The sequence below is a fragment of the Roseiflexus sp. genome, from assembly GCF_057785375.1.
Genome location: NZ_JBYNRX010000058.1, coordinates 65,165 through 89,812, shown reverse-complemented (window position 1 = coordinate 89,812; position 24,648 = coordinate 65,165). Strand labels below are relative to the sequence as shown.

The window sequence follows — 24,648 nt, the reverse complement described above, 5'->3', positions numbered from 1 at the left end:
GAGATGGCATTGACAAAGCAGGATGAAAAATTTCGGTTGCAACGCCGTCTGCAGAACCAGGCGGTCGAACTGGCAGCGAACAGCCGCTGGGAAGAGGCGGTGCAGGTCAACGAAAAACTGATCGGCCTGGCGGAAACGACCGAAACCTACAATCGTTTAGGCAAGGCGTACTTCGAGCTGGGCCGTCTCACGGAAGCGCGTGACGCCTATCGCAATGCGCTGCGCCTCACGCCGAACAACCGCATTGCGCGGCGCAACCTCGAACGTATCGAGGAACTGCTGGCGCGCTCGGCATCCCTTTCTTCCGTTTCGCTGAAAGCCGGGCGGCAGCTCGTCGATCTGCGGCTGTTCGTCACCGAAGTCGGGAAAACCGCGCTGACATCCCTGATCGACGTTCAGCGCGGGCCCGCGCTGGCGGCGATTGTCACCGGCGAGAAGGTGGAATTGCGTCCCGAAGGGCGCGGCGTGGCGGTCTATGACACATCCGGCGCGCTGATCGGGCGCATCGAGCCGAAACTGGCGCAGCGCCTGAACGAATTGATGGCGGGCGGCAACCGGTATATCGCCGCAGTAGCGCACATCGACGGGCGCCAGGTGCGCATTATTATTCGTGAAACCTACCAGGCGCCATCGCAACGCGGGCGTGTGTCCTTCCCCGGCAAACTGAGCGAGAGCGCGCTCCGCGGCGCGTTCGTCAGCGGCGCGCAGTTCGACGAATTTGGCGAGGAGTTGCTCGAAGAAGAGGAAGGGGTCGAGGTGCGCGAGGATGTGGACGAGGAGTCCTTCGGCGGCGAAGACGAAGAACTCGGACTGGAGGAGATCGAACCGGATATCGGCGACGACGAGGATTTGATCGAAGAATAGGCACAATGCCTATTGGCATGTAGCGCTGCCGTACTATTGCCATCCAGCCCGGTTGTCATCTATACTGAAACCAGACGTGCATCATGGCGTCTGGTTTTCTGTTTGTCGACGACATGTTGCCCGCCTCTCGCCCGCCGCCTGATGGAGAGCAAGCGCTATGGAAGTACGGATCGACGAAAAAGGCAAGTTCTTCACACCACGGATCACCAAAGACGCCGTGACCGCCTTCGTGTGCACGCCGGGGAAAATTATCATCGGATCAGTCTACGTCCGACCAGGCAATCGCCTGACCGACGAGATGAACAGCGATCCGTCCGCTTTCCTGCCCATAACCGATGCGCGCGTCTACCGGGCGGATGACGAAAGTTTTCTGCTTCAGACATCATTCCTGCTCGCTGCGTACCGCGAAATTCTCCTGATCGGCGAACTCGACGCGCTGGCGACGATCCGCGATGTTCCCTGGAGCAATCAGGCTGCCGAACCCACACCGCTGATTCGGGACGATGAGGATCTGGGGGTGCACGTGAATGAACGCGGCAAGTATTTCACGGTGCGCACTCCGAAGGATGCGGTGTTGTGCGCGGTGCGCGGCAGCGACCTGGCAGTGCTCGGCTACCTGTACATTCGTCACGACCGGCGGCTGAAAGACGAGTTGAACGACGAACAGGCGCGCTACCTGCCGATGACCGATGCCCGCGTCTTCCGCGTCAGCGATAATATGCTGCTCTACCACGCCAGTTTCCTGCTTATCGGTCGTCAGGCGATCGATCTGGTCGCACCCATCGATTCCGTCGTTAGCGCCCGCGATGTTCCGTGGCTGCCAGTTCGTTCGACGGAGGAGTCGGTATGAGCTTCTTCTCGCAACAGTTCGCAGACAAACACCGCCCTACGGCTTCTCCGACCGGCGCCGGCAGCGTTGCCATCCCGCCCGAACCGACGTCGGTCGAAGAAACCGGTCTCAGCATGGGGTTCTTGAACGACTTGGTGTTGAAAGTCGTCTACTTTCACGGCAATATCACCGGGCAACAGATCGCCGAGGTGACGAAACTGCCGTTCTTCGGCGTGCTCGATAAAGTGCTCGAGTTCCTCAAACTCGAAGAGTATGTCGATATCGTCGGCGCACAGGGCGGCTTCAACGAACGATCGTTCCAGTATGTTATCGCCACCAAAGGACGCTTGAAAGTCCACGAGGTGCTGGATCGTTCGCAGTACGCCGGACCGGCGCCTGTTCCGCTTGATCAGTACATCGCAATGGTCAATCGCCAGTCGGTTGGCGACATGGTGGTGGATGCCAAAACCGTGCGGCAGGCGTTCGCGCACCTCGTCGTGAGCGACCGCATGCTCGACCGCATCGGTCCCGCCGCCAACTCGGCGCGCTCGCTGTTCCTCTACGGGCCTCCCGGCAATGGCAAAACGACGATTGCCGAAGGAATCGCCAACATGCTCGGCGGCAATGTGCTGATCCCGTATGCTGTCGAGGTGGACGGGCAGATTATCAAACTCTTCGATCCGCTCAACCATCAGGTGGTCGAGCAACCGACCGCCGTACCCGCACGTGAGCCGGCGGTCTCGTTCGAGGGGCGTCCAATCGCGGATTCGCCGTTGCCCGACCGACGCTGGCTGGTCTGCAAACGACCGCGCGTGATGGTCGGCGGCGAGTTGATCCTCGAACAACTCGAACTGATCTTCGACCCGATTGCGAAAGTGTACGAAGCGCCCTACCAGATGAAAGCCAATGGCGGGTTGTTCCTGATCGACGACTTTGGCCGGCAAAAGTGTCGCCCGCAAGACCTGCTCAACCGCTGGATCGTGCCGCTGGAGAAGAAGGTCGATTTTCTCGCCCTTCAGACCGGCAAAAAGATTCAGGTGCCCTTCGATGTGCTGATCGTTTTCTCGACCAACCTCTCACCGCAGGACCTGGTAGACGACGCCTTCCTGCGCCGCATCCGGCACAAGATCGAAGTGCCCAATCCGTCAGCCGAGGAATTTCGCGCCATCTTTCAGCGGGTTGCGAAAGCGAAGAACATCCCGTACAGCGACGAAGGGCTGCGCTATCTGATCCTCGAGCGGTACAAACGCGATGGGCGCGACCTGCGCTCCTGTCACCCGCGCGACCTGTGCGACCAGATCCTCGATGAAGCCAAATATCGTGGCATACCGCCGTCGATGTCGCGCGAACTGCTTGATCGCGCATACGATGCGTACTTCGTGAAACTCTCATAGCGCTGGAGCAGAACCATGTCGTTACTGAAGCGAATTGGCGGGTCTCAACCGCAACCAACATCCGACACCGCTGCACCGGTCAGCGCCCCCGCGCCATCGAGCGCAGCCGACCATACGCCAGTGCCGCGGACAGGACAATCGACGATCACCGCCGGCAGCGAGATGTCGCAGCAGCGGATGCTGGAATTGTCGCTTTGGATCGTTGATCGTATTCTGAGTTCGCTCGGCAATCAGCAGGAACTCAAGCGCTCCCCCGAAATGGAGCGTCAACTACAGGAAAAGTTCACCCTTGCCTACCGCCAGAGCGGCGTCAATCTTACCGATGATCAGACCAAACAGCTCTACGACATGGTGATGGACGAGTTGTTTGGGTTCGGTCCGATCGAGCCGCTGCTCCGTGACGATAGCATCACCGAGGTGATGGTCAACGGCCCGCGCGCGGTTTATGTCGAGCAAAAAGGCAAGATTACCCTGACGCAGGTGCGATTTGCCAATGATGAGCATGTGCTGAAAGTCATTGATCGCATCATTCGCCCGCTAGGGCGACGCATCGACCGCAAATGGCCCATGGTCGACGCGCGTCTGCCCGATGGTTCGCGCGTCAATGCGATTATCCCGCCATGCGCCATTGACGGGCCATCGATCACCATCCGCAAGTTTGCCAAGAAAAAACTGACGGTCGAAGACCTGATTCGCTTCGGTTCGATGACGCCCGAAATGGCGGAGTTTCTGCGCGCGTGCGTCGTCAGTCGCCTGAATATCATCGTTTCGGGCGGCACCGGCTCCGGTAAAACGACGCTGCTCAATGTGCTCTCGAACTTCATTCCGCCTGATGAGCGTATTGTGACCATCGAAGACAGCGCCGAACTGAAACTCGGACAGGAACACGTGGTTCGCCTGGAGTCGAAGCCGCCAGAGATCGACGGCACCGGGCGCGTAACGATCAACGACCTGGTAATCAACTCACTGCGTATGCGCCCGGAACGGATCGTCATTGGCGAGTGCCGCGGCGGCGAAACCATGGCAATGCTCCAGGCAATGAACACCGGTCACGATGGTTCGCTTTCGACCCTCCACGCCAACTCGCCGCGCGACGCCATCGCGCGTATGGAGACGATGGCCATGATGGCGGGCATGGACATGCCGCTGCGGGTGATCCGCGAGCAGATTGCGTCCGCTGTTGACCTGATCGTCCAGCAGACGCGCCTGGAAGACGGCAGCCGCAAAATCGCCTATATTACCGAAGTGCAGGGAATGGAAGGCGATGTGGTGGTGTTGCAGGATATTTTCCTGCTGCATATTCTCGGCAAGACGCCCGAGGGCAAGATTATTAGCGAATTACGCCCCACCGGCACACGCCCGCGTTTCACAACGCGCCTCGAAGCGCATGGCTTTAAGCTGCCGCCATCGATCTTTGGCGCAACGGCGCCCGGACAGAAACGGCAGTGGTGATGAGGAGGCACGAGGTGCGAGGCGCGAGGTGCGAGGCGCGAGGTGCGAGGCACGAGGTGCGAGGCAAGAGGCGTGAGGCGCGAGGCAAGAGGCAAGAGGCGTGAGGCGCGAGGCACGAGGTGCGAGGTGCAAGGCGTAAGACGGAAGGTTAAGGGTAGTAACTTGAACATTGCCAGCAGGACTCTCCACCTGTGAGCCGCATGACCGGACCCTGTCGCTCATGCGCAGGTTCAGGTCAAGGTTGTTCGTGCAGCTTCGTGTGCGTTCGTGTCCTTCGTGGATCACAAGCCAGTCGTTGTCAGCGGTGAGACAAGGGCGTCCGCCCCCGGCTACGCGCCAGCGCCAGCGCATACACCGCGCGCGCGCCGCCGGCGCGCAATGCTGCTGCGCAGGCATTGACCGTTGCTCCGGTTGTCAGCACATCATCGACCAGCACGACGCGCGCTGGCGGCGCAGGACCTGTCCACGCAAATGCATCCGCCACATTCTCGATACGCCCCGCCACGTCCAGCAGTGCCTGTTGATGGGTCGCTTTGACCCTCACCAATGGTCCCACAATCAGCGGAACGCCGGTCGCTGCTGCGACTTCGCGCGCCAGCAATTCCGCTTGATTGAAGCCACGCTCCTTCAGACGCTTCGGATGGAGCGGCACAGGAATGAGGGCATCGCACGGCAACGGATGGGATTGCAGGTGTGCCGCCATTAATCCGCCAAGCGGACGCGCTACACGCCGCCGTCGATGGTATTTGAGCTGGTGCAGCGCATGGCGCAGCGAACCTTCAAACACATATGCGATGCGCACATCGGTCAACTGATCGGCAACTCGTGGCAGATCGCCATCATACACGACGAGCCTGTGACGGCACTCATCGCACAGCAATGTCCCCAACCGGCCGCATCCGGCGCAACGGTCGGGGAAGAGCAGACTCAGAAGGGTGTCGATGAACCTGGCGAATGGCATGGCTTCCTCGGCGCGACGTATCCTGTGGACAGGATACGCCACTACGCCGCGCCACGCCATCACCCGCAGGTCTGTGTTGCGCCAGACGTTCTGCTGGCGATGAAGCAGTCCAAAAGCAACAGCGGATCGCCGAATCTGTGACAGTAGACGGGTGCAATCATGGTCTGTCGGGAACCGCGGCGCTTCGTCTGCCGCGCCTCGCCGCCGAATCCCGACCGGCGGCCGCGCGGACGTAAACGCCCGCGCTCCCGGCGCAGCCAACCCCCGCGTGCGCGCGGCTGACCGTCGGCAGGCGAGACGCCCGCGCTCCCGGCGCAGCCAACCCCCGCGTGTGCGCGGCTGACCGTCGGCGGGCGAGACGCCGCGCTCCCGGCGCAACCAGCCCCCGTATGCGCGCGGCTGACCGTCGGCAGGCGAGACGCCGCGCTCCCGGCGCAGCCAACCCCCGCGTGCGCGCGGCTGACCGTCGGCGGGCGAGACGCCCGCGCTCCCGGCGCAGCCAACCCCCGTATGCGCGCGGCTGACCGTCGGCGGGCGAGACGCCCGCGCTCCCGGCGCAGCCAACCCCCGCGTGCGTGGGGCTGACCGTCGGCGGGCGAGACGCCGCGCTCCCGGCGCAGCCAACCCCCGCGTGCGTGGGGCTGACCGTCGGCGGGCGAGACGCCGCGCTCCCGGCGCAGCCAACCCCCGCGTGTGCGCGATTGACGCGCGATGCCCACCTATGCCGGAGCAAGGGCATGAGCGCCCCTCGTGCCGCCAGGCGACGGTTTAGCGCGGGTTGCGCAGCGCGCTGCCGCCTGACAATTCATGCCCGGACCCACAGTTAGAGAGTTTGTACAGAACGACCGATGTGAAGCCGAACATCGGGGGCGCGCCTGGGGATACAGAGACTACGCCGCCTCCATCTTTTTGCGCCAGTAGCGCACCAAGCCATGCCAGCTCATCTCGACAGCGCCCGCCTGCGCATACTGCTGACGCGCCGTTTCGTCCACATCCCCGAGTTCTGCGTCCGCCAGGGCCACAAGACGCGCTTCCGCAGCAGACTCGTCCTCGCCACGTTCGAGACTGGCGCGCACGGTATCAGCCCAGCGCAGCACGTGGTCCCACATTTCGGCAATATGTCGCTCAGGGTCGTGCGCCGGACCAAAATGCGTGAGCAAAAGGATGCGCGGCTTAAGGCTCAAAAGCGTATCCAGCGTGTGACGCCATGCTTCCAGGTCAATATCCGGCGGCGGCGTCGCGGGACGGACGTAGATGTGCCCGGGCATCCGTAGACCGGTAGTGTCTCCCACCCATGCTGCGCCGGTCGACTCATCGAGGTAGATCAGGTGATGCGAGGCGTGACCGGGGGCATCAAAAATCCGCAGCGTGCGCCCGCCGACACGAATCGTTTCGCCGCCGCCGAGGGTTACAATGTTATCTGCCGGCACCGGCAGGAACTCGCCCCACAAATAATCCATCTGACCACCATAAATGCGCGTGGCGCTGCGCAACAACTTATCGGGTGAAATCATATGGGGAGCGCCGCGATGATGGACATACACCTTCAGATGGGGGAAATAGCGCACCAGCGATCCTGTCGCGCCGGCGTGATCCAGGTGAATGTGCGACAACACAATACCGTGCAGGTCGCCAAACGACAGACCAATCCGCTTCAAACCGGCTTCGAGATTGGGCAGCACGCTGGCAGGACCCGGATCAACGATGACCGGATCATCGCCCAACATCACATATGTTCCCACAACCTGCGAACGACCGAGGTGCAGATCATCGACCAGTGCAATAGTTTCCGGCAAGCCATAATGGGGATCGGCCATACAGTCACATCTCCGTGGTTTCAGTGAGGCGTCTGAATATCAGGCTTCTATGATACCGGCAGCGGTTACGTCTGTCGAACACCGGTTGATGCGGGTATTAAGGCATTTCTTGTCCGGCTGCCGGGGAAGCCTGCCGCAGATTCAGAGCCTGCGGCAGGGCTGGCTACCAGAGGAGACTGACATTTCTCTCAGCCCTGAATAAAAAGATATGCCCCTCACGGGTTCAGTTCCACCATACGCGCATGAACCAGATAGACCACCCGTTCACCGATGTTGGTTGCGCGATCAGCGACCCGCTCGAGATAGTGCGCTACAAACAGCAACCCGGCAACCCACGGCGCCGTCTCATTATCGATCATCTGGGCGGTCAGTGCGGTTTCTACCCCGGTGTAAAGCGCATCGACCGCATCATCGTCGGCAGCCAGCATTTCAGCTGCGGCGCTATCGCGGTTGATGAACGCATCGAGCGCCTTCTGGAGCATTGCAATTGCCAGATGCGCCATCCGCTCCATTTCGCCGGGGAGAGCAGGCGGCGGCACAGGTGCATCGCGCAGCGCCATCCGCGCAATACCCTTGGCGTAATCCGCAATTCGCTCGAGTTCGCCGGCGACTTCGATAGCGACGATTAACCGGCGCATATCGGATGCAACCGGTTGCTGCGTGGCGATCAGACGCAGCGCGTGCGCTTCGATGTCGCGCTCGGCCTGATTGATATCCCTGTCGTGCTCGACGACATGCCGTGCGCGGTCAGCGTCACGCTCGCGCAAAGATCGAAACGCTTCCTGGACTGCCTGAACGACCATCTTGCCGAGGTGTTGCACTTCTCCGGTCAGACCGGACAGATTGTCATCGAAATGGAATCGCGTTCGCATCACTCACCTCCTGAGCGCGCGGGGAAATGTGCCGTGCTGCACCCCTCTTTGTTTCTCGCATGTCACATCATACACCTGTAAGCATCGTTTGCCCGAAAACGCTTCGCTACACCTCGGAAACATCCGTTGACCAGGCGCCGCAGCCTTTCTGCCTCATCAGCATCCACAATTTACCCCTAACCCTTATAGAGCGATCAACTAAAACCCGGACAATCAAGGACGCGAAGCGGCGGACGTTGGCTGCGACAGGCTCAGCCAACGTCCGCCGCAAGACGGTCAATACGAGCAATGATTGTGCGAACATCTGGTTGATCGCTCTATGAGCCTCCCCCGCGGTTGTGAAACTGATCACTTTTCGTCATTAAACCGAACGTCCACAGTAGCGCCTTTTTGCTACACTCTGTTTGTGCGATTGCGAATAAGTCTGCCAGCGTCGGCATACCATGCAATGAGGCAACCACTGTTATGGACACCAACAATCTTCGCGCATTTCAGTCACATCCCGAACTGCGCGTTCTTCTCGAAGAGCGCGCCCGCGCATTAGCAGCACAGGACGCCAGCGACATCGCCGCCGGCGGCGATCTTATGATCCGCTTCCGCCTTGGCGACGAGCGGTTTGCACTTCCGGCGCGCTCCGCCCGCGAAATTCAGCCGCTCAGAGCGTATACGCCACTGTTCAGTGTGCCGCCATGGATCGTCGGTCTGATTAATATGCACGGTCGATTGCTGACGTGCATCGATCTGCGTCCGCTGCTCGACCTTCCGGTCAGCCCTCCCGCTCCGGGATCGTTTTTGATCCCGGTTCAGGAGGGAGGGAATGAACTCGTGTTGCTGGCGGACAGCATTCTGGGGATGACAACCGATGCGCTTGAACTCAGCCCATCGCCAGTCGTGGTGTCAAACTCCCCCACGACATGGATCCGCGGAGTGGACCGAGACCTGTCCCTCGTGATCGATCCGGCTGCATTGTTTGCCGATCCGCGTCTGATCGTTGAATACCGAGCCGTCGCCTGAGCAGCGACAGATGTGCCGTCCTGCCGCCCTGTTATGCGGTGCATAACGGGGATTCAATGCATGAACTCATGTGCTGAGCGAGGATGCTATGAAACTCTCGATCCGTCTCAAACTCCTCGGCGCTTCTGGTCTGACCCTGCTGCTGATGATTATTCTGGGCATTATTGCGCTGTATCAAATGGAACATATGAACGGTCGCGCCCATCATTTGAGCAATAACATTGTTCCCGCAACCCGCACAAGCAGCGATATGCGCCGCATCGTCACCCGTCATCGCAGCCTGGCGGCAGTGCGCATCGCCGATCCGCGTCCCGAACAGTTGACGCGCACCAACGCCGAGCGCCGCGAACTCGAATCCGAAATGGACATACTGGTACGAAAATATGAACCCTTTATCGTCACCGATATCGAGCGTGATCTCTATGCGCGCATCCGTGAGAACTGGACCGCCTATGTAGAGGAGATGAGCAAAGGCGTTTTCGCCGTCGATGATCCGCAATCTGCGCTGGCATCGTTTAATAGTCTCAAGCCGCTCTTTGATCAGTTGAGCCAGGATACGACCGCGCTCGAACAGGAAAACAATCGCCAGGCGCTCGAGGCGACGGGCGCAGTCCAGGAAGCCTATCGCAATGCGCGCACGACGATTACCAGCCTGCTTCTTTTTACGCTGGCGATTTCCGGGATAACCGGCTTTGCCCTCTCAACGATGATTGCACGCAGCCTCGAACGACTGACCGAGGCGACGAACGCCGTCGCCCGCGGCGATCTGTCGCGCAACGTCGAAGTGACATCAGGCGATGAGATCGCCATGCTCGCCGTCGCATACAACCAGATGGTCGCCAGCCTGCGCGCCAGCCGCGCCGCAGAGGCAGAGGCGCGCGAAGCCGAAGCAAAACTGCGTCAGGCGGAAATCGAAAACCGCCGGATGCTGGAAGAAACGGTCGCCGAGTACCTGGCGTTTACCCGGCGTATTGCCGATGGCGATCTCTCGCAACGCCTGGAAGTCCGTCAGAATGGGGCGCTTGGTCAATTGGGCGAAGGGTTGAATGCTATGGTCGCCAGTTTGCACGCCATGACCCGCCAGATCCAGCAGGCAAACGCCGCTATCGCCTCGGCGGCCGCCGAAATCCTCGCCGCCACCACGCAACAGGCAGCATCGGCTACAGAACAATCGGCCGCCATTACCCAGACGTCAACCACCATCGAAGAAGTCAAGGCGATTGCGCTCCAGACAGCCCGCCAGGCAGCGCAGGTGGCGCAGGACAGTCAGACGGCGCTCCAGCTGGCGCGTCAGGGCGCCAAATCGGTGGAAGAGACGATCAACGGGATGGGGCAGATTCGTGGGCGCGTTGAAAGCATTGCGCAGACAATCCTTTCACTGGCGGAACAAACACAGGCGATTGGCGCGATTACCACAACCGTCGCTGAACTGGCGGATCAGTCCAATCTGCTGGCGCTGAACGCCGCTATCGAGGCGGCACGCGCTGGCGAACAGGGCAAAAGTTTCGCCGTCGTCGCCCAACACGTGCGTGATCTGGCGGAACGCTCGAAAGCGGCGACCGTTCAGGTGCGCGAGATCCTGAGCGAGATTCAGCGCGCCACCAACGCAGCGGTGATGGTGACGGAAGAAGGGACGAAAGGGGTCGAGCAGGGTGTGACCCTGGCGACCCGCGCCGGGCAGGTGATCCATCAGATGTCCGGCGAAGTTGAAAGCGGGGCGCAGGCGAATGTGCAGATGGCCGCCGCTGCCCAACAACAAACGGCAGGGATGGATCAGATTGCGCAGGCGATGACCGCGATCCAGCAGGCGACAACCCAGGCATTGGCAAGCACCCGACAGGCGGAGCGCGCAGCGCAAGACTTGCATACGCTCGCGCAGTCGCTTCAGCAGACGATTGCCCGGTATCGGCTGTAGCAGGCAGGTGCGGCGATATGGAAACCGACGATGACATCATGGCGCAGGTGTTCGCCGCTTTTTGCGAAGAACAGGCAGAGCACTGCGCTGCCATCGCATCGTTGCTGCTCGAATTGGAGCAGCATCCCGATCATTCCGACGCCCGTGAGATGATCGACCGGCTCTTCCGCGCGGCGCATAGCCTGAAAGGCGGCGCGCGCGCCGCCGGCTTGCCCGACATCGAGCGGATCGCTCACGCGATTGAGGACGTGTTCGCCGCTGTTCGTCAACAGCAGGCGCATATCACGCCTGCACTCTGCGATCCGATCTACGCGGCGCTGGAGATGATCAGGCAGCTGGTCGATCAGGCAACCGCCGGTCAATCTTCCGATGCCACATCGGTGGAGGCGACGGTGCGCCAGTTGCGCGCCGCGCTGTCGCTCTCACCGACAGACGACGAGCAGCCGGAACACAGCGATGCCCACGACCCATCGCCCTCTTCGCCGGACGCCCCCGCATCGGCAGTATCGTCGCGGAGTGCAGCAGGCGATGGTGCGCCGCCATCGGGCAGCGGAGATATGACGACGATTCGGCTGTCCATTGATGTGCTGGACACGCTGCTCAACGATGTCGGCGAATTGATGACCGGGACCATGCGCATTCGTGATCGACTGCGCCAGGCGCAGGAGATCGCCAGTCTATCGGCGCGCTGGAAGCGTCTCTGGCGTCAGGTTCGTCCGCTTGCGATTCGCGCTCAGGAACGGAGCAACGGATCAATGGCGCCTCACATCAAAGCGCCGCTCGCTCCGCGCTCAACGCCGGCGACGCTGAATGGACAGGAAGCGCGCGCGCTCACCGATGCGCTGATGCAGGCGGCGGAACTGATCGACGACCTTGAGCAGCGCATGACAGCATTCGTGCGTGACCTGAATGGCGATCAGGCGATGCTCAGCGCTGTAACCGATCGCCTGCACACCCGGGTCCGGCGCACCCGCATGCTGCCGCTGCACACCATCTTTCAGTCGTTGCGCCTGGTTGCGCGCGATGTCAGCCGGAGCGCCGGCAAACCGGTCGACCTGCTGCTCGATGACGGCAACGCCGAAGCCGATCGGCAGGTGCTCGAGATACTGCGTGATGTGTTGACCCATCTCCTCCGCAATGCCATTGATCATGGCATTGAGGCGCCGGACACGCGTCGCCGCTCCGGCAAACCGGAACGCGGGCAGGTGCGCCTGACGGCAACCGTCGCGGGAGACTGGCTAACCGTCGAGATTGCGGACGATGGCGCCGGACTGGACGATGCGGCAATTCGGCGCCGCGCCCTGGAGCTGGGACTGCTGACCGCGACTGATCTGGAGCGCATGAATCCGGCTGATATTCATCATCTGATCTTTCTGCCCGGTTTTTCGACGCGCACCAGTATCAGCCATCTTTCGGGGCGCGGCGTCGGACTGGATATTGTGCATTCGCATATCGAGCGCATGCAGGGGCGCATTCAAGTGCAAAGCACACCCGGCAAAGGATGCCGTTTCACCCTGAACATACCGGTGTCGCTGACCAGTTCGCATGGCTTGCTGATCCGCCTGGGAAGCCAGACCTGTGCGATACCGCTGGAGTCGATCCAGCGTATCATTTCGGTTGCACCCGGTGATGTGCATATCCTGGAAGGGCGCGCGGTCGTTTTCGTCGATGAGCGACCCATCATGCTGGTGCATCTGGCAGACCTGCTCGGCGCCGATGGTGGGACCGCGCTGTTCACCGAGGGCATGATGCGGCGCCAGGCGCTGGTGCTGGGCAGTGGCGCGGAGCGCCTGATAGCGTGCGTCGTGGACACAGTGACGGGCGAACAGGAGTTGGTGATCCATCGTCTGCCTTTCCCGTTGAAGCGTGTGCAGTTTGTCGCGGCTGCGGCAATCCTTCCCGACGGGACCGTGGCGCCGATCCTGGATACTGTGGACATCGCGCGGGCAGCGTCTGGCGCGCAGCGCGCTGTGATCGCCGCATTGCCGGAGAACAGTGCGCAGCAACGCACACCGCAGATCGTCGTGGTTGATGATTCCCTGACAACCCGGATGCTGGAAAAAAACATCCTCGAAGCAGCGGGATATCGAGTGCATCTGGCAACCGACGGCATGGAGGCGCTGGACCTGATGCAGCGTCTGGCCGCAAATGGCGGGTGCGATCTTGTGATCAGCGACGTTGATATGCCGCGACTGAACGGGTTTGAATTGACCGAGAAACTGCGCATGAGTGAGCGTTTCAAACATCTGCCGGTCATCCTGGTCACATCACTCGACGCGCCAGAGCATCGTGAACGCGGGGTTGCCGTCGGTGCAGACGCCTACATTGTCAAGCGTTCATTCGATCAGCAGACCCTGCTCGATACCATCGCTCGTTTGATCTGAGGAGGCTCAAGGTATGGCGCCATATGTCTTGCTGGTGGAAGATAGTCGGACACAGGCGTTGCGCTTCCGCCTCGAACTGCAACGCTGTGGTGTGCGCGTCGATGTCGCACACGATGGTATTGAAGGTCTGGAGCGCGCGCGTGCGCGCACCCCGCACGCGATTGTGCTCGATGTGGACCTGCCCGGCATAGACGGGTATACGCTCTGTCAGCGTTTGAAGCAGGAGGGTGACACCGCCGCCGTGCCGGTGATCATGCTGACGCACCGCGATGATGTTCGCAGCACGCAGACCGGTCTCGAATCCGGCGCCGATGATTACATTCCCAAAGACGAGTTTGCCGAACAGAATCTGATCGAGTCGCTGCGCGCCCTCGGCGTGTTGCAGCAAACGTGAGGGCGCTATGATACACTCGACGCTTTCTGATGCACGAAATGTGCCTGTGGTATCGGGATATGATGTGGTGCTCGTTCGTCAGCATGTGCGGCAGATGATGCGCCAGGCCGGTTTCTGCCTGACGTCACAGGCGCGCATGACGGCCATCGTCAGCGAGATCGCCCGCGCAGCGGTCGAACGTCACTGGAACGCCAATTTTCTGTTTCGTCTGATTCCGCACCACCACGGACGATATGAAATCGAAGTAATCTGCTGTTCCGATCACTTACAGCGCGACGCAGAATATCTCGCGCAGTTCAAACGCGGGGTGCAGGAACTGACAGGCAATGCCGGGTTGACCGTACAGCAGCAGTCAGGTCAGTTAATCCTGCGTTTCCATCTGTAGTTGACGGCTATGAATCACGTGCCATCCTCCGCGCATGTCTGGCAAACGCTGGTCATCTGCCGCATTGGCGCGCAGGATTATGCGTTGCCGCTCGATGCAACACTGCGCGTGGTGCGTCTGCCGGCGCTCACCATCCTGCCCGACAGCAAACCAGAGGTGTGCGGGTTGCTCAATCTCAATGGACGTCACCTGCCAGTGATTGACGGACGGCGACTGGTCGGTGAAATGCCGCACTATGATCTCAGCAATCAGATCGTGATTGTCAACGCCGGCGCCGATGCTGTTGACGTTCCCGTGCTGGGGCTGCTGGTTGATGAAGTGTACGGACTGGCGTTCGCCGATATTCATGCGCTGGCCAACCCGTCTACCGGCAGGCTCTTTACCGGCGTCGTCTCGCTGGACAAACGTTCATGCCCGATCTTCGACGTTGCTGAACTGCGAAGGATGGCGGCGTGAGCAGTGCTGCGTCGCCGATCCGTGTGCTGCTGGTCGAAGACTCGCTCAGCCAGCGCGAGTTGCTGGTGCGGCTGCTCAACGCAAGCGGCGCTTTTGTGGTAGTTGGCGTTGCAAGCAACGGGCGGCAGGCGATCCAGGAAACCCTGCGCCTGCGACCGGACGTCATTGCGATGGACATCCATCTTCCTGTGATGGACGGCTACGAAGCGACGCGCGAAATTATGCGCCGCTGCCCGACTCCTATTGTGCTGATCAGCGCCAGCGCAAGTGAGAAGAAGTCGATTGATGCGCTGGCAGCCGGTGCGCTGACCGTCATCCGCAAACCCGGCGGGCGACATACCGACCCTGCCGACAGCGAGGCTTTTCTTAAGACCCTGCGGATCATGGCAGGCGTGCGGGTAGTCACCCGTTTCGCGCCGCGTCTCCGCCCTGTGTCGCCGCCCAACCAGGCGCCCCCGGCGCCGCCGACATTCACGCCCGGCAGTGCGCAGGTGCTGGCGATTGCGGCATCGACCGGCGGACCGGCAGCCGTTCAGACAATCCTCAGTGGATTGGGAGCGCAGTTCCCGCTGCCGGTGTTGCTGGCACAGCATATCGCACGCGATTTTACGCCTGCGCTGCAGGATTGGCTTCAGCGAACAACGCCGCTCTCCATACGGATCGCCACTCACGGCGAGCGAGCGGCGCCCGGCCATGTGTATCTGCCGCCAGACGGCTTTCATCTGCTGGCGGGCAGGAATGGCATTGTTGCATCGCGCCCGGCGCACCCCGACGACCGGTATTGCCCCTCAGCCGATCTCCTGTTTCAGTCGGTGGCGCATGCATACGGCGCACGCGCCATTGGCGTCATTCTGACGGGCATGGGTGATGATGGAGCGCGTGGTTTACGGGAACTGCGCGATTGTGGCGCAGTAACGATTGCGCAGGACGAGGCAAGTTGCGTGGTGTACGGCATGCCGCGCAGTGCTGTCGAGGCTGGCGCTGCGGCGCAGGTTGCGGCGCTCGATCAGATTGCGCAGCATATCCTGGCATTGGTAAGCGCATGAAGACGCCATTGAGCGACGATCTCTTTCGGCGATTTCGCGATCTGCTGTTGGCGCGCAGCGGGATCTACTTCCCTGACCATCGGCAGGGTGACCTCTACCACAACCTGTCCATGATTCTGCCCGCCACCGGGTACGCCTCGTTCGAAACACTCTACGCCGCTGCCAGCGTTGATGAACGGGTACTGCATACCGTTATTGAAGGCGTAACGGTTGGTGAAACGTATTTTTTTCGCAATGCATCACAGTTCGCCGCCTTGCGGGATGGCATTCTTCCTGACCTGATCGCCCGACGCGCTGCGATTCGGTCGTTGCGCTTCTGGAGCGCCGCTTGCGCCACGGGCGAAGAACCGTATTCGTTGGCGATCCTGCTCCGCGACGTTCTTCCCGATCCTTCTTCCTGGCAGATTACCATTCTGGCGACTGACATCAATACAACGTTTCTGGAACGGGCGCGCGCCGGCGTGTATGGCGCGTGGTCGTTCCGTGAGACAGACCCAGCGGTGCGGGATCGCCACTTTGAGCGTGTCGAAGGTGAACGCTGGCGAATCCGCTCTGATCTCCGCCATCAGGTGCTGTTCACCCGCTTGAATCTGGTCGACGATGCGTACCCCGCAGTAACGAACGGCACCACGATGCAGGACCTCATTCTCTGTCGCAATGTGCTGATCTATTTCAATGACGACACGATCCGCGCAGTTGTGCGCCGATTGTATCGCGCCCTTACTCCTGGCGGCTGGCTGATCGTCGGGCATGCCGAAGCGCGTTCCGATTTCTTCGCCGGCTTTGAGGTCGTCAATTTCCCTGGAACGGTGGCCTACCGCAAGCCATTGAACGCACCGCTCTTCGATGAGACGGACGCGCTTCCGCAGGCGCCTGCGCAGCGGCGGGAAGGCAGTACGCCACGCTCCGGCGCTGTGAGCGCTCCGGCTGACGCACCTCTCCTGTTGCCACCCGCTCCCGCCGCACCATCGTCAGCCTGTCCCCCTGAGGCTGCGGTGAGCGCGACGATTGCTGGCGACGACGCGCCGGACACCTGCACAGCAGCGCGTCGGGCTGCCGATCATGGCGATCTGGAAACGGCGCTGCGCCTGTGCACAACGGTGATCGAACAGCAACCGCTGCACACCGAAGCGCATCTGCTCACCGGGCAAATCCTGGAACAACAGGGACACCTCGAGGAAGCGCTTGCCGCCTACCGACGCGCCCTCTACCTCGATCACACCCTCCACCTCGCTTCTCTGGCGATAGCCGGCATCCTGCATCGCACCGGTCATAGCGCCGATGCCCGTCGCGTCTACCGGCGGCTGCTGCGCGCTCTGGCAGCGCTTCCGCCCCATGCGCCCGTTCCTTCACTCGAAGATGCGACTGCGGCAGAACTTCAGGCGTTCATTCAGCGTCAGATGGCGGCGCTGAACGCCCTGACGCCTGATGCTGACGGATGCTGAATCTGTGCTCCCCTGCACGGCGAGATGGTGAAGAAGAAGAGCGTGTCTGAAAAAGTCAATCGGGTAGGCGAAGGCAATGCCTTCGCCTACCCGACGAGCTTTTCCCCGGATAGGCTCTTCGTATGAAAAAGTCGATCGGGCGGGCGCAGGCGGCAGTGCCTGCGCCCGCCCAGCGCTGAGCGCCCGACAATGCACGGCTGAAAGGCTGAATAGCACTGCGCAGGTTCTCGTGTACAATAGTGCCTGGACACATGATGTCGTATCCGCTTCTGTGGTAAGAGGTTCCAATGCTTTCCTATCACATGCGGCTCCCCGGTCCCTGGGAATTTCGTTTCGACGATCAATCCGACTGGCGCTCGATAGCGGTTCCTGGATGCTGGGAAGACGCTGGTTTTCCGAAGGATTGCGCTGGTCCGGCATGGTATCGCACATCCTTCGTTATTCCTCACGAACTGGAAGGACGACGCCTCTTTCTGCGCTTCGGCGCGGTCAGTTATCACTGTGAAGCGTTCATCGCGCGTGATTCGGGCGATATGCAGCGTATCGGCGCGCATACCGGCATGTGGGATGCGTTCGATCTCGAGATCGGCGATACCGCAGCGCCAGGTGAGCACGTGACACTACTGGTGCGGGTCGAGAAACCAGCAAGCCTGACCGGCGGACCGGACTCGGCATCGCTGCGAGGGCGCTTCCCATTGCGCGAAACGCTCGCCGGGTTTCTTCCCTACGTCTGGGGGCATAGCCACGGCGGGATCTGGCAGGATGTCGCCCTGATCGCCAGCGGCGTAACCCGGTTTCTCGATGCCTGGGTGCACGGCACGCCCGATGGTCACGTGTTCGTCGAGGCGGAACTTGATGGTCCGGCGCGAGTGACGCTGGAACTCTACCGTCCAGATGGGAATTTCATTCTTTCCGCAGAAGAAGACGCCGTGCGCGTGGAAACAGCGACCGGCATTCGCTACCGGTTGCACATGGATGGCCCAACCCCCGACCCGCACCCCTGGTCGCCGACCGACCCGGCGCTCTACCGCGCCGTGCTGCGCGCCGGTTACGATGATCAGGTTGAACGCCGCTTTGGGCTGCGCACATTCGAGGCGGATGGCGCAACGCTGCGGCTCAATGGCGCACCAATCTACCCGCGCATGATCCTGTCGTGGGGCTGGCGCTGGGAGACCTTCACTCCCAATCCGGGACCGGATCGTGTCCGCACCGATTTCGAGCGCCTGAAACGCCTGGGGTACAACGGCGTCAAGTGTTGCCTGTGGTTCCCGCCACAGTACTATTTCGACCTGGCGGATGAGATGGGCATGTTGCTCTGGATCGAACTGCCCATGTGGTTGCCCCGCGTCACCGACCACTTTCGCCATCAAACGCCGCTCGAATACGAGCGCCTGGTGCGCCAGGCGCGGCGGCATCCGTCGGTGGTCATCTACAGCCTGGGATGCGAACTGGGAAAGGATGTCGGCGCCGACATCCTTGGCTCGCTGTACGCAATGACCCGCAGTATGTGCGGCGACGCCCTAGTGCGCGACAATAGCGGCTCTGGAGAAGCCTACGGCGGGCTGCTCAACGAATTCGCGCAGTACTATGATTACCACTTCTATGCCGACCTGCACTTCTTCCGCGGTCTGCTCGACACCTTCTCACCGCGCTGGCGCCCGGTGCAACCCTGGTTGTTCGGCGAATACTGCGACTACGACACATTTCGTGATCTGCGCCGCTATCGCCTGGCGGACGGGTCGCGCCCCTGGTGGTTGAGCGCCGATCCCGCCGTCAATCCCACCGGCACGCGCTGGGCGAACGAAGCGCCCTTGCTCGAAGAGCGGCTGCGCGCCCGGGGGCTATGGGAACGCAGCGCCGAACTTGAAGCGTTCTCGTATGCGCATGGTTTACTCCACCGCAAATGGACTATTGAGACAACCCGCACCTATGGCGAAGTGTCGGGCTATGTCATCACCGGCGAGGCGGACACGCCGATCACCAGCGCCGGCATGTGGGATGCCACCGGCGCCCTCAAGTACGACCCCGCTGAGTTCCGGCGCTTCAACAACGATCTGGTCGCGCTCATCGGCTGGGACCGACGGCGCGACTGGGTGCGCGGCGGCGACCGCCCGGCGTTCTGGGATGTCTGGAGTTACAACGCCGGGACGCTCGTTCGCGCACACGTGCTCGTATCGCACTATGGGGAGCAGAGCGGTCCGGCGCACGCTGCCTGGAGCGTCGCCTTCGATGACGAAGCGCCGTTTGCGTCCGGAGAAATCGTGACCAGCCGTGATGTCGCGCCTGGCGATGTGCGCGAAGTCGGAGTTGCAGAATTCATCGCGCCCAATGTCAGCGCGCCGCTCCACGCAACGCTGCGAGTATCGCTCGGCGTGGGAACACAGAAGACGGAGAATGCGTGGCCACTCTGGTTCTTCCCTGCAAGTCCATGGGCAACCGTGCGCAACATCGCAATCTACGACCCGCTGGGGCGACTGCGCGACCTTGCCCGGCTGGCGCCGCAGGCAGTCGAGGTGACGCACGCCGATCTGCGGGGTGAAGCCGGGGCGCGCGTCGATCTGCACGCAGCGCCGTTCGTTGTGGTTGCCAGCGCCTGGACGCGCCCGTTATCGGCGTACACCCGCAGCGGCGGACGGGTGGCGCTGATCCAGGATGGCGATGGTCCGCCGGGACCAGTTGCGACGGCGGCTATGCCATTCTGGCGCGAGGCGCTGCGGATCTGCGAGCCACATCCGGCGTGGGGCGATTTTCCGCACGACGGATGGGCAGGTCTCCAATTCTTCGGCTGCGCCACCGACTACGCACTCGACACACAGCCATTTGGCGCGCTGGCGCGCCCCATTCTTCGCCGGATCGACACGCGCACAGCGCACGTGCACGACTATGCCGCCGAGATGACATGGGGCGAAGGACGATTGATCGTTAGTACCCTGCGCATCTATGGCGGCGCTGGCGAACAGCCTTCCGGGATCGGACGCAATACCGCCGCAGCGTATTTGCTGCTGTGCTGGGTGAAGTACCTGGCGAGCGAGAGGGGTGAGGGGTGAGGCGTGAGGCGTGAGGGGTGAGGGGTGAGGGGTGAGGCGTGAGGCGTGAGGCGAGAGGGGTGAGGCGTGAGGCGTGAGGCGTGAGGCGTGAGGCGTGAGGCGTGAGGCGAGAGGGGTGAGGGGTGAGGCGTGAGGCGAGAGGGGTGAGGCGTGAGGCGTGAGGCGAGAGGGGTGAGGCGTGAGGCGTGAGGCGTGAGGGGTGAGGCGTGAGGGGTGAGGTGTGAGGTGTGAGGCGTGAGGCGTGTGGCGAGAGGGGTGAGGCGCGAGGGGTGAGGCGTGAGGCGTGAGGCGCGAGGGGTGAGGCGAGAGGGATGAGGGGTGAGGCGTGAGGCGCGAGGGGTGAGACCTGCGACAGACCTATCTTTTTCGTGCTTTGATGAGACCACCCAACATCTTCCCGATCTCTTCGCATTCTTTGTCAAGGTATGCCCATTGATCGTCTGTGAGCAGATCAGCATGATACGCAATATCAAGTTGCGTTCGCAGTTCGGCGAGCGAACCCTTAGCGATATAAAAGTACTGTACTGCTTCACGGTCGGTCTGGCGTTCATCTCCTTCGGCGATATTGCCTGGAACACTAACAGCAGAGCGATGGATTTGTTCGATCAAGCCGTTGGCAGAGCGCCGATGCTGGTACGGGAATAGGCGATATAACTTGATCGCCAGATCTCGAGAGCGTTGCCATACAATTAATGAGCGAAATCCTTCTTGTCCCATAACAGTGCTCCCCGCGATTTTCTCTATAAACCGCGTGATCTGACAAACAGATACGATGAGTAGCAAGGTCTGTTTGTCCTGTATGTCATCCGCCCCTTCTGTCACCTCCCACCTCTCCCCTATCGCCTCTCCCCTATCGCCTCTCCCCTCCCGCCTCTCCCCTCTCCCCTCCCGCCTCCCTCCTCTCGCCTCTCCCCTCCCCCCTCTCGCCTCTCCCCTTTTCTATGCTATAATGCCTCGTCGAAGGAAACGAGCGCAACACAAGGGACGAGAGCGATGCGGTGCCCCTACTGCCAGCACCCCGACAGCGACGTTATCGATACACGCAAACTCCACAATGGCGAAACAATCCGCCGGCGGCGCAAGTGTGAGGCGTGTGGACGGCGCTTCACCACCTACGAGCGTGTCGAGACCGTCAGCATTACTGTCGTCAAGAAGAATGGCGAGCGGGAACCGTATGATCGGGAGAAGGTGATGCGCGGTGTGCGCACCGCATGCTATCGCCGTCCTGTGCCAGCGCAGGCGCTCGAAGCCCTGGCGAACGATATCGAGGCGGAATTGATGGCGCTCGACGAGCCAGAAGTGCCATCGTCGCTCATCGGCGATATGGTCATGCGACGGCTGCGTGCCATCGATGACGTTGCCTACATTCGTTTCGCTTCGGTCTATCGATCATTTGCTGACATTGGCAAGCTACGCGAGGCGGTCGACGAACTGCTGGAGCAGGGGCGCTGAAAGAGACAACGATAGATGAGCATCGACGTGTCCGATCAACCAAAGACGACAGCGCAAGAAGAGCGCCGGGCCAGTCCGGTTGCGCGCTTTTTTGGCGAGATACGCACAGGGTTACGCGAGATTCGCTGGATCATCGTCCTGCTGTACGCCGTCGCCGGTGGTCTATTAATGCCGCTCTCACTGACGGCGGGCGGCATCGCCGGATTTATGGCCGGCATTGTGCCGGTCGGCGTCGGGCTGCTGCTGGCGCGCAATGTGTCAGGTCACTACGCCTTGCACGGATTTCTGACCGGCACGCTGGCATCGGTGGTGGCCGCGGGCATGCTGTGGTACTTTATCTTCCAGACGCAGTTCGGCGTGAGTGGCGCAGGCATGGTCGAACCCGGCACGCCGCCGTGGGACGCCTGGATGGTGCTCAGCGGATTCTTCGGGTTTTCATTGATCGTTTTCTGCACCTTTGGCGCCAGCACTGCCGGACGCATAGAAGAGCGCAATCGTGCGCTTCGTGAAGAGATCAAGCAGCGCGGCGGCGCCCTCGAGCGCCCTGGCGCTATCCGTGAGCCGGACGATATTCGCGGGCTGTCGTTGCCGCAACTCGGCCACTACGTCAACAACCTGTTCAAAAAGCACGGGTTCACCTTCAAGGATTACCGTTTCCTGCACAAGGACAAGTACCTGGATATCTGGCTCGAATACAAGGACGAACCGTGGCATTTGCGCCTGTCGGTCGCCGACAAAGTCGCCCCCGGCGTGATTGAGAGCCTGCTTCAGGACATGAAGCGCGAGGGATGCACCAAGGGCGTGGTCATCACCTCGACGGAGTTTACTCCTGCCGCGATTAAGGCGGCGAAAGATCGGCCCGTGGCGCTGATTGACGGCACAACGCTGTATCAGATAGCCGAGAAGTGACAGGTTGACCGGAGCATATCCATGCAGATTGCGCTCAAAGACAAAATTGCGGTCGTCACCGGAGGATCGCGCGGGATTGGACGGGCCATTTCGATGACCCTGGCCGCCGCCGGGGCAACGGTTGTCGTCAATTATCAGCGGAATGCTGCTGCTGCTGAAGAAACGGTCGCTGCGATCATCGCCGCCGATGGCGCTGCAATCGGCATGCAGGCGGATGTGAGCCTTGCCGAGGATGTCGAGCGCATGTTCAAAACCGTGATCGAACGGTATGGCACGGTCGATATTCTGGTCAACAATGCCGGCATCACCCGTGATACGCTGCTGCTGCGCATGAAAGAAGACGACTTCGATGCCGTCATCGACACCAACCTGCGCGGGGTCTACCTGTGCACCAAGGCGGCGTTGCGCCCCATGACAAAGGCGCGCAGCGGACGCATTATCAACATCACGTCGGTGGTGGGACTGATCGGCAATGCGGGGCAGAGCAACTACGCTGCGGCAAAAGCCGGAATCATCGGCTTTACCCGCGCCGTCGCCCGCGAGATGGCATCACGCAACATTACGGTCAATGCCGTGGCGCCGGGCTATATTGAGACTGAGTTGACCGCCGGGCTTGGCGATCAGGTGCGCGCCGCCATCCTCGAAGCCATCCCGCTCGGGCGCCTCGGCACGCCGCAGGATGTGGCCAACCTGGTCTGCTTCCTGGCATCCGATGCAGCCGCGTATATCACCGGGCAAACCCTGACCGTCGATGGCGGCATGGTTATGATCTAGCGCCTTGACGCTGAACGTGAAAGACAGTAGAATACCACGTCGAAGCGCGAGCATCTGGAGGGTCACGCAATTGTGTCGCAACCGTCGGGGCATGTAACGGTCGCTCCTCCCGTCCTGCTTGCACTGGTGCGCGCTGCTCTCCGCGAAACGCCTGGTGTTGTGCGCCTGACCGATGTTCCATCCGTTCAGGGAGAAGCGCCGGTGATCGCCGGTCCTGGAGCAGCAGTGACGATCGGCGCAACAGGCGTGCATGTCACCTGCGCGATTGTCGCGGCGCAGAGCGTGCGCCTGGCGCAAGTTGCGGCGACGGCGCAGGCGGCAGTTGCAACTGCGCTGCGTGAACTTGCTGGTGTGGACATTGCCACAGTCGACGTCTCGATTGTAGATGTGGCTACGACAGAAAAGACGCGCGACCATGGCTAGTCTCCGGCGCCGAGTGCGTACAATCGCGCTCCAAATTTTGTTTGAACTCGACGCAACTGACCATCCGCCGGATCAGGTGGTGGGGCGGCGGCTCGAGGAAGAACGCCTACCGCCAGAAGGCGAGCGTTTTCTGCGGCATCTGGTCTTCGGCGCATGGGAACATGCGTCGTATCTCGACCGGATCATCGAAGAGGCTGCGCCAAACTGGCCCGTCAGTCAGATGCCGGGAGTGGATAAAGCGATTCTGCGGATCGCCCTCTTCGAGGTCCTGATTGATGAAGAGGAAAAAACGCCGCTGAAGGCGATCATCAACGAAGCGGTGGAGCTTGCCAAGCAGTATGGCAGCGACAACTCGAGCCGCTTTGTTAATGGCGTTCTCGGCACGGTCGTCAGTCGCTACCGCGAGCGACGCAAGGCGTAGCTCGCGTTCGTCAGGCATTCGCTCATCAAGGCTGTCGAAAGGAGTACGTGCATGCCCTCGCCTGAAATGGAGGCTCGGCTCAAACAGATCGTTGCAGAGCAACTTGGAGTCGACGAAAGCAAGATCGTGCCAAATGCACGGTTTACCGAAGATCTCAATGCCGACTCGCTCGATCTGGTCGAAATGATCATGGAACTCGAGGAGGCGTTTGGCGTCGAGATTCCCGACGAGGATGCCGAGAAAATCATTACAGTGCAGGACGCGCTGAACTATATCGAGCAAAAGTTGCAGGCGGCCTGAGGAATGATGGCTGTATGCCGCGCCACAGCGGGCCGCCCTTCGTTCAGTCCAGTGATCTGGTCTGGCAACCAGTGGTCTGCTGTGGCGCGTTTGT

General features: G+C 61.2%; 23 protein-coding genes. 19 read left to right on the top strand and 4 right to left on the bottom strand.

The window, feature by feature from the left end:
* Positions 1–3 precede the first annotated feature (3 nt).
* From AC3EA7_RS10300 to AC3EA7_RS10285, 4 genes are all read left to right on the top strand, one after another.
* Positions 4–864, top strand: a complete 861-nt coding sequence (locus AC3EA7_RS10300) for a tetratricopeptide repeat protein (RefSeq protein WP_488613966.1) — start codon at positions 4–6, stop codon at positions 862–864.
* A 157-nt stretch (positions 865–1,021) separates the two neighbouring features.
* Entirely contained in the window at positions 1,022–1,714 is a 693-nt protein-coding gene (locus tag AC3EA7_RS10295; protein ID WP_488613965.1) for a DUF6812 domain-containing protein, read from the top strand.
* The gene (locus AC3EA7_RS10290; RefSeq protein WP_488613964.1) at positions 1,711–3,087 is read left to right on the top strand and encodes an AAA family ATPase; all 1,377 of its coding nucleotides are present in this window, start codon (positions 1,711–1,713) and stop codon (positions 3,085–3,087) included. The genes AC3EA7_RS10295 and AC3EA7_RS10290 overlap by 4 nt, the downstream gene beginning before the upstream one ends.
* A 15-nt stretch (positions 3,088–3,102) precedes the next feature.
* Positions 3,103–4,539, top strand: a complete 1,437-nt coding sequence (locus AC3EA7_RS10285; protein WP_488613963.1) for a TadA family conjugal transfer-associated ATPase — start codon at positions 3,103–3,105, stop codon at positions 4,537–4,539.
* A gap of 298 nt (positions 4,540–4,837) precedes the next feature.
* Here AC3EA7_RS10285 and AC3EA7_RS10280 read toward each other — a convergent pair whose 3' ends face one another.
* From AC3EA7_RS10280 to phoU, 3 genes are all read right to left on the bottom strand, one after another.
* Entirely contained in the window at positions 4,838–6,064 is a 1,227-nt protein-coding gene (locus tag AC3EA7_RS10280; RefSeq protein WP_488613962.1) for a ComF family protein, read from the bottom strand.
* A gap of 326 nt (positions 6,065–6,390) precedes the next feature.
* Positions 6,391–7,317: an MBL fold metallo-hydrolase gene (locus AC3EA7_RS10275; protein WP_488613961.1), complete on the bottom strand. Its 927-nt coding sequence runs from the start codon at positions 7,315–7,317 to the stop codon at positions 6,391–6,393.
* 215 nt (positions 7,318–7,532) lie between these two features.
* On the bottom strand, positions 7,533–8,189 hold the full coding sequence (gene phoU / locus AC3EA7_RS10270) for a phosphate signaling complex protein PhoU (protein ID WP_488613960.1): 657 nt from the start codon (positions 8,187–8,189) through the stop codon (positions 7,533–7,535).
* A gap of 465 nt (positions 8,190–8,654) precedes the next feature.
* Here phoU and AC3EA7_RS10265 point away from each other — a divergent pair, with 465 nt between their 5' ends.
* The 9 genes from AC3EA7_RS10265 to AC3EA7_RS10225 all read left to right on the top strand — a co-directional run bounded on the left by AC3EA7_RS10265 (position 8,655) and on the right by AC3EA7_RS10225 (position 20,275).
* Entirely contained in the window at positions 8,655–9,203 is a 549-nt protein-coding gene (locus AC3EA7_RS10265) for a chemotaxis protein CheW (RefSeq protein WP_488613959.1), read from the top strand.
* A gap of 88 nt (positions 9,204–9,291) precedes the next feature.
* Positions 9,292–11,118 carry a HAMP domain-containing methyl-accepting chemotaxis protein gene (locus AC3EA7_RS10260; protein ID WP_488613958.1) on the top strand — a complete coding sequence of 609 codons (1,827 nt, stop codon included), beginning with the start codon at positions 9,292–9,294 and terminating at the stop codon, positions 11,116–11,118.
* A gap of 17 nt (positions 11,119–11,135) precedes the next feature.
* The gene (locus AC3EA7_RS10255; RefSeq protein WP_488613957.1) at positions 11,136–13,502 is read left to right on the top strand and encodes a hybrid sensor histidine kinase/response regulator; all 2,367 of its coding nucleotides are present in this window, start codon (positions 11,136–11,138) and stop codon (positions 13,500–13,502) included.
* Between the two features lie 13 nt (positions 13,503–13,515).
* Positions 13,516–13,896, top strand: a complete 381-nt coding sequence (locus AC3EA7_RS10250; protein WP_488613956.1) for a response regulator transcription factor — start codon at positions 13,516–13,518, stop codon at positions 13,894–13,896.
* A 7-nt stretch (positions 13,897–13,903) separates the two neighbouring features.
* Complete coding sequence (locus AC3EA7_RS10245) at positions 13,904–14,281, top strand: anti-sigma regulatory factor (protein WP_488613955.1); 378 nt, start codon at positions 13,904–13,906, stop codon at positions 14,279–14,281.
* A gap of 9 nt (positions 14,282–14,290) precedes the next feature.
* The gene (locus tag AC3EA7_RS10240) at positions 14,291–14,737 is read left to right on the top strand and encodes a chemotaxis protein CheW (RefSeq protein WP_488613954.1); all 447 of its coding nucleotides are present in this window, start codon (positions 14,291–14,293) and stop codon (positions 14,735–14,737) included.
* A complete protein-coding gene (gene cheB / locus AC3EA7_RS10235) occupies positions 14,734–15,783 on the top strand; it encodes a chemotaxis-specific protein-glutamate methyltransferase CheB (RefSeq protein WP_488613953.1) in 1,050 nt (349 codons plus the stop codon). Before AC3EA7_RS10240 ends, cheB begins: the two co-directional genes overlap by 4 nt.
* Positions 15,780–17,228, top strand: a complete 1,449-nt coding sequence (locus tag AC3EA7_RS10230) for a CheR family methyltransferase (RefSeq protein ID WP_488613952.1) — start codon at positions 15,780–15,782, stop codon at positions 17,226–17,228. Before cheB ends, AC3EA7_RS10230 begins: the two co-directional genes overlap by 4 nt.
* A gap of 287 nt (positions 17,229–17,515) precedes the next feature.
* Positions 17,516–20,275, top strand: coding sequence for a glycoside hydrolase family 2 protein (locus AC3EA7_RS10225; protein ID WP_488613951.1), 2,760 nt, complete (start codon positions 17,516–17,518; stop codon positions 20,273–20,275).
* A gap of 357 nt (positions 20,276–20,632) precedes the next feature.
* Here AC3EA7_RS10225 and AC3EA7_RS10220 read toward each other — a convergent pair whose 3' ends face one another.
* Complete coding sequence (locus tag AC3EA7_RS10220) at positions 20,633–20,992, bottom strand: four helix bundle protein (protein ID WP_488613950.1); 360 nt, start codon at positions 20,990–20,992, stop codon at positions 20,633–20,635.
* A gap of 276 nt (positions 20,993–21,268) precedes the next feature.
* On the opposite strand from AC3EA7_RS10220, the gene nrdR reads away from it, so the two are divergent.
* The 6 genes from nrdR to acpP all read left to right on the top strand — a co-directional run bounded on the left by nrdR (position 21,269) and on the right by acpP (position 24,554).
* Positions 21,269–21,727 carry a transcriptional regulator NrdR gene (gene nrdR, locus AC3EA7_RS10215; RefSeq protein ID WP_488613949.1) on the top strand — a complete coding sequence of 153 codons (459 nt, stop codon included), beginning with the start codon at positions 21,269–21,271 and terminating at the stop codon, positions 21,725–21,727.
* 15 nt (positions 21,728–21,742) lie between these two features.
* Positions 21,743–22,636, top strand: a complete 894-nt coding sequence (locus AC3EA7_RS10210) for a restriction endonuclease (protein WP_488613948.1) — start codon at positions 21,743–21,745, stop codon at positions 22,634–22,636.
* Between the two features lie 21 nt (positions 22,637–22,657).
* The gene (gene fabG, locus AC3EA7_RS10205) at positions 22,658–23,410 is read left to right on the top strand and encodes a 3-oxoacyl-[acyl-carrier-protein] reductase (RefSeq protein WP_488613947.1); all 753 of its coding nucleotides are present in this window, start codon (positions 22,658–22,660) and stop codon (positions 23,408–23,410) included.
* A 72-nt stretch (positions 23,411–23,482) separates the two neighbouring features.
* Positions 23,483–23,833, top strand: a complete 351-nt coding sequence (locus tag AC3EA7_RS10200) for an Asp23/Gls24 family envelope stress response protein (RefSeq protein ID WP_488613946.1) — start codon at positions 23,483–23,485, stop codon at positions 23,831–23,833.
* Entirely contained in the window at positions 23,826–24,254 is a 429-nt protein-coding gene (gene nusB, locus AC3EA7_RS10195) for a transcription antitermination factor NusB (protein ID WP_488613945.1), read from the top strand. Before AC3EA7_RS10200 ends, nusB begins: the two co-directional genes overlap by 8 nt.
* A 51-nt stretch (positions 24,255–24,305) precedes the next feature.
* Complete coding sequence (gene acpP, locus AC3EA7_RS10190) at positions 24,306–24,554, top strand: acyl carrier protein (protein WP_488613944.1); 249 nt, start codon at positions 24,306–24,308, stop codon at positions 24,552–24,554.
* Positions 24,555–24,648 lie beyond the last annotated feature (94 nt).

Excerpts from the sequence above, each read along its gene's own strand:
- AC3EA7_RS10300 (WP_488613966.1), top strand. The coding sequence starts at position 4 with ATGGCATTGACAAAGCAGGATGAAAAATTTCGGTTGCAACGCCGTCTG.
- AC3EA7_RS10295 (WP_488613965.1), top strand. The coding sequence starts at position 1,022 with ATGGAAGTACGGATCGACGAAAAAGGCAAGTTCTTCACACCACGGATC.
- AC3EA7_RS10290 (WP_488613964.1), top strand. The coding sequence starts at position 1,711 with ATGAGCTTCTTCTCGCAACAGTTCGCAGACAAACACCGCCCTACGGCT.
- AC3EA7_RS10285 (WP_488613963.1), top strand. The coding sequence starts at position 3,103 with ATGTCGTTACTGAAGCGAATTGGCGGGTCTCAACCGCAACCAACATCC.
- AC3EA7_RS10275 (WP_488613961.1), bottom strand. The coding sequence starts at position 7,317 with ATGGCCGATCCCCATTATGGCTTGCCGGAAACTATTGCACTGGTCGAT.
- phoU (WP_488613960.1), bottom strand. The coding sequence starts at position 8,189 with ATGCGAACGCGATTCCATTTCGATGACAATCTGTCCGGTCTGACCGGA.
- AC3EA7_RS10265 (WP_488613959.1), top strand. The coding sequence starts at position 8,655 with ATGGACACCAACAATCTTCGCGCATTTCAGTCACATCCCGAACTGCGC.
- AC3EA7_RS10260 (WP_488613958.1), top strand. The coding sequence starts at position 9,292 with ATGAAACTCTCGATCCGTCTCAAACTCCTCGGCGCTTCTGGTCTGACC.
- AC3EA7_RS10255 (WP_488613957.1), top strand. The coding sequence starts at position 11,136 with ATGGAAACCGACGATGACATCATGGCGCAGGTGTTCGCCGCTTTTTGC.
- AC3EA7_RS10250 (WP_488613956.1), top strand. The coding sequence starts at position 13,516 with ATGGCGCCATATGTCTTGCTGGTGGAAGATAGTCGGACACAGGCGTTG.
- AC3EA7_RS10245 (WP_488613955.1), top strand. The coding sequence starts at position 13,904 with ATGATACACTCGACGCTTTCTGATGCACGAAATGTGCCTGTGGTATCG.
- AC3EA7_RS10240 (WP_488613954.1), top strand. The coding sequence starts at position 14,291 with ATGAATCACGTGCCATCCTCCGCGCATGTCTGGCAAACGCTGGTCATC.
- AC3EA7_RS10230 (WP_488613952.1), top strand. The coding sequence starts at position 15,780 with ATGAAGACGCCATTGAGCGACGATCTCTTTCGGCGATTTCGCGATCTG.
- AC3EA7_RS10225 (WP_488613951.1), top strand. The coding sequence starts at position 17,516 with ATGCTTTCCTATCACATGCGGCTCCCCGGTCCCTGGGAATTTCGTTTC.
- AC3EA7_RS10220 (WP_488613950.1), bottom strand. The coding sequence starts at position 20,992 with ATGGGACAAGAAGGATTTCGCTCATTAATTGTATGGCAACGCTCTCGA.
- nrdR (WP_488613949.1), top strand. The coding sequence starts at position 21,269 with ATGCGGTGCCCCTACTGCCAGCACCCCGACAGCGACGTTATCGATACA.
- AC3EA7_RS10210 (WP_488613948.1), top strand. The coding sequence starts at position 21,743 with ATGAGCATCGACGTGTCCGATCAACCAAAGACGACAGCGCAAGAAGAG.
- fabG (WP_488613947.1), top strand. The coding sequence starts at position 22,658 with ATGCAGATTGCGCTCAAAGACAAAATTGCGGTCGTCACCGGAGGATCG.
- nusB (WP_488613945.1), top strand. The coding sequence starts at position 23,826 with ATGGCTAGTCTCCGGCGCCGAGTGCGTACAATCGCGCTCCAAATTTTG.
- acpP (WP_488613944.1), top strand. The coding sequence starts at position 24,306 with ATGCCCTCGCCTGAAATGGAGGCTCGGCTCAAACAGATCGTTGCAGAG.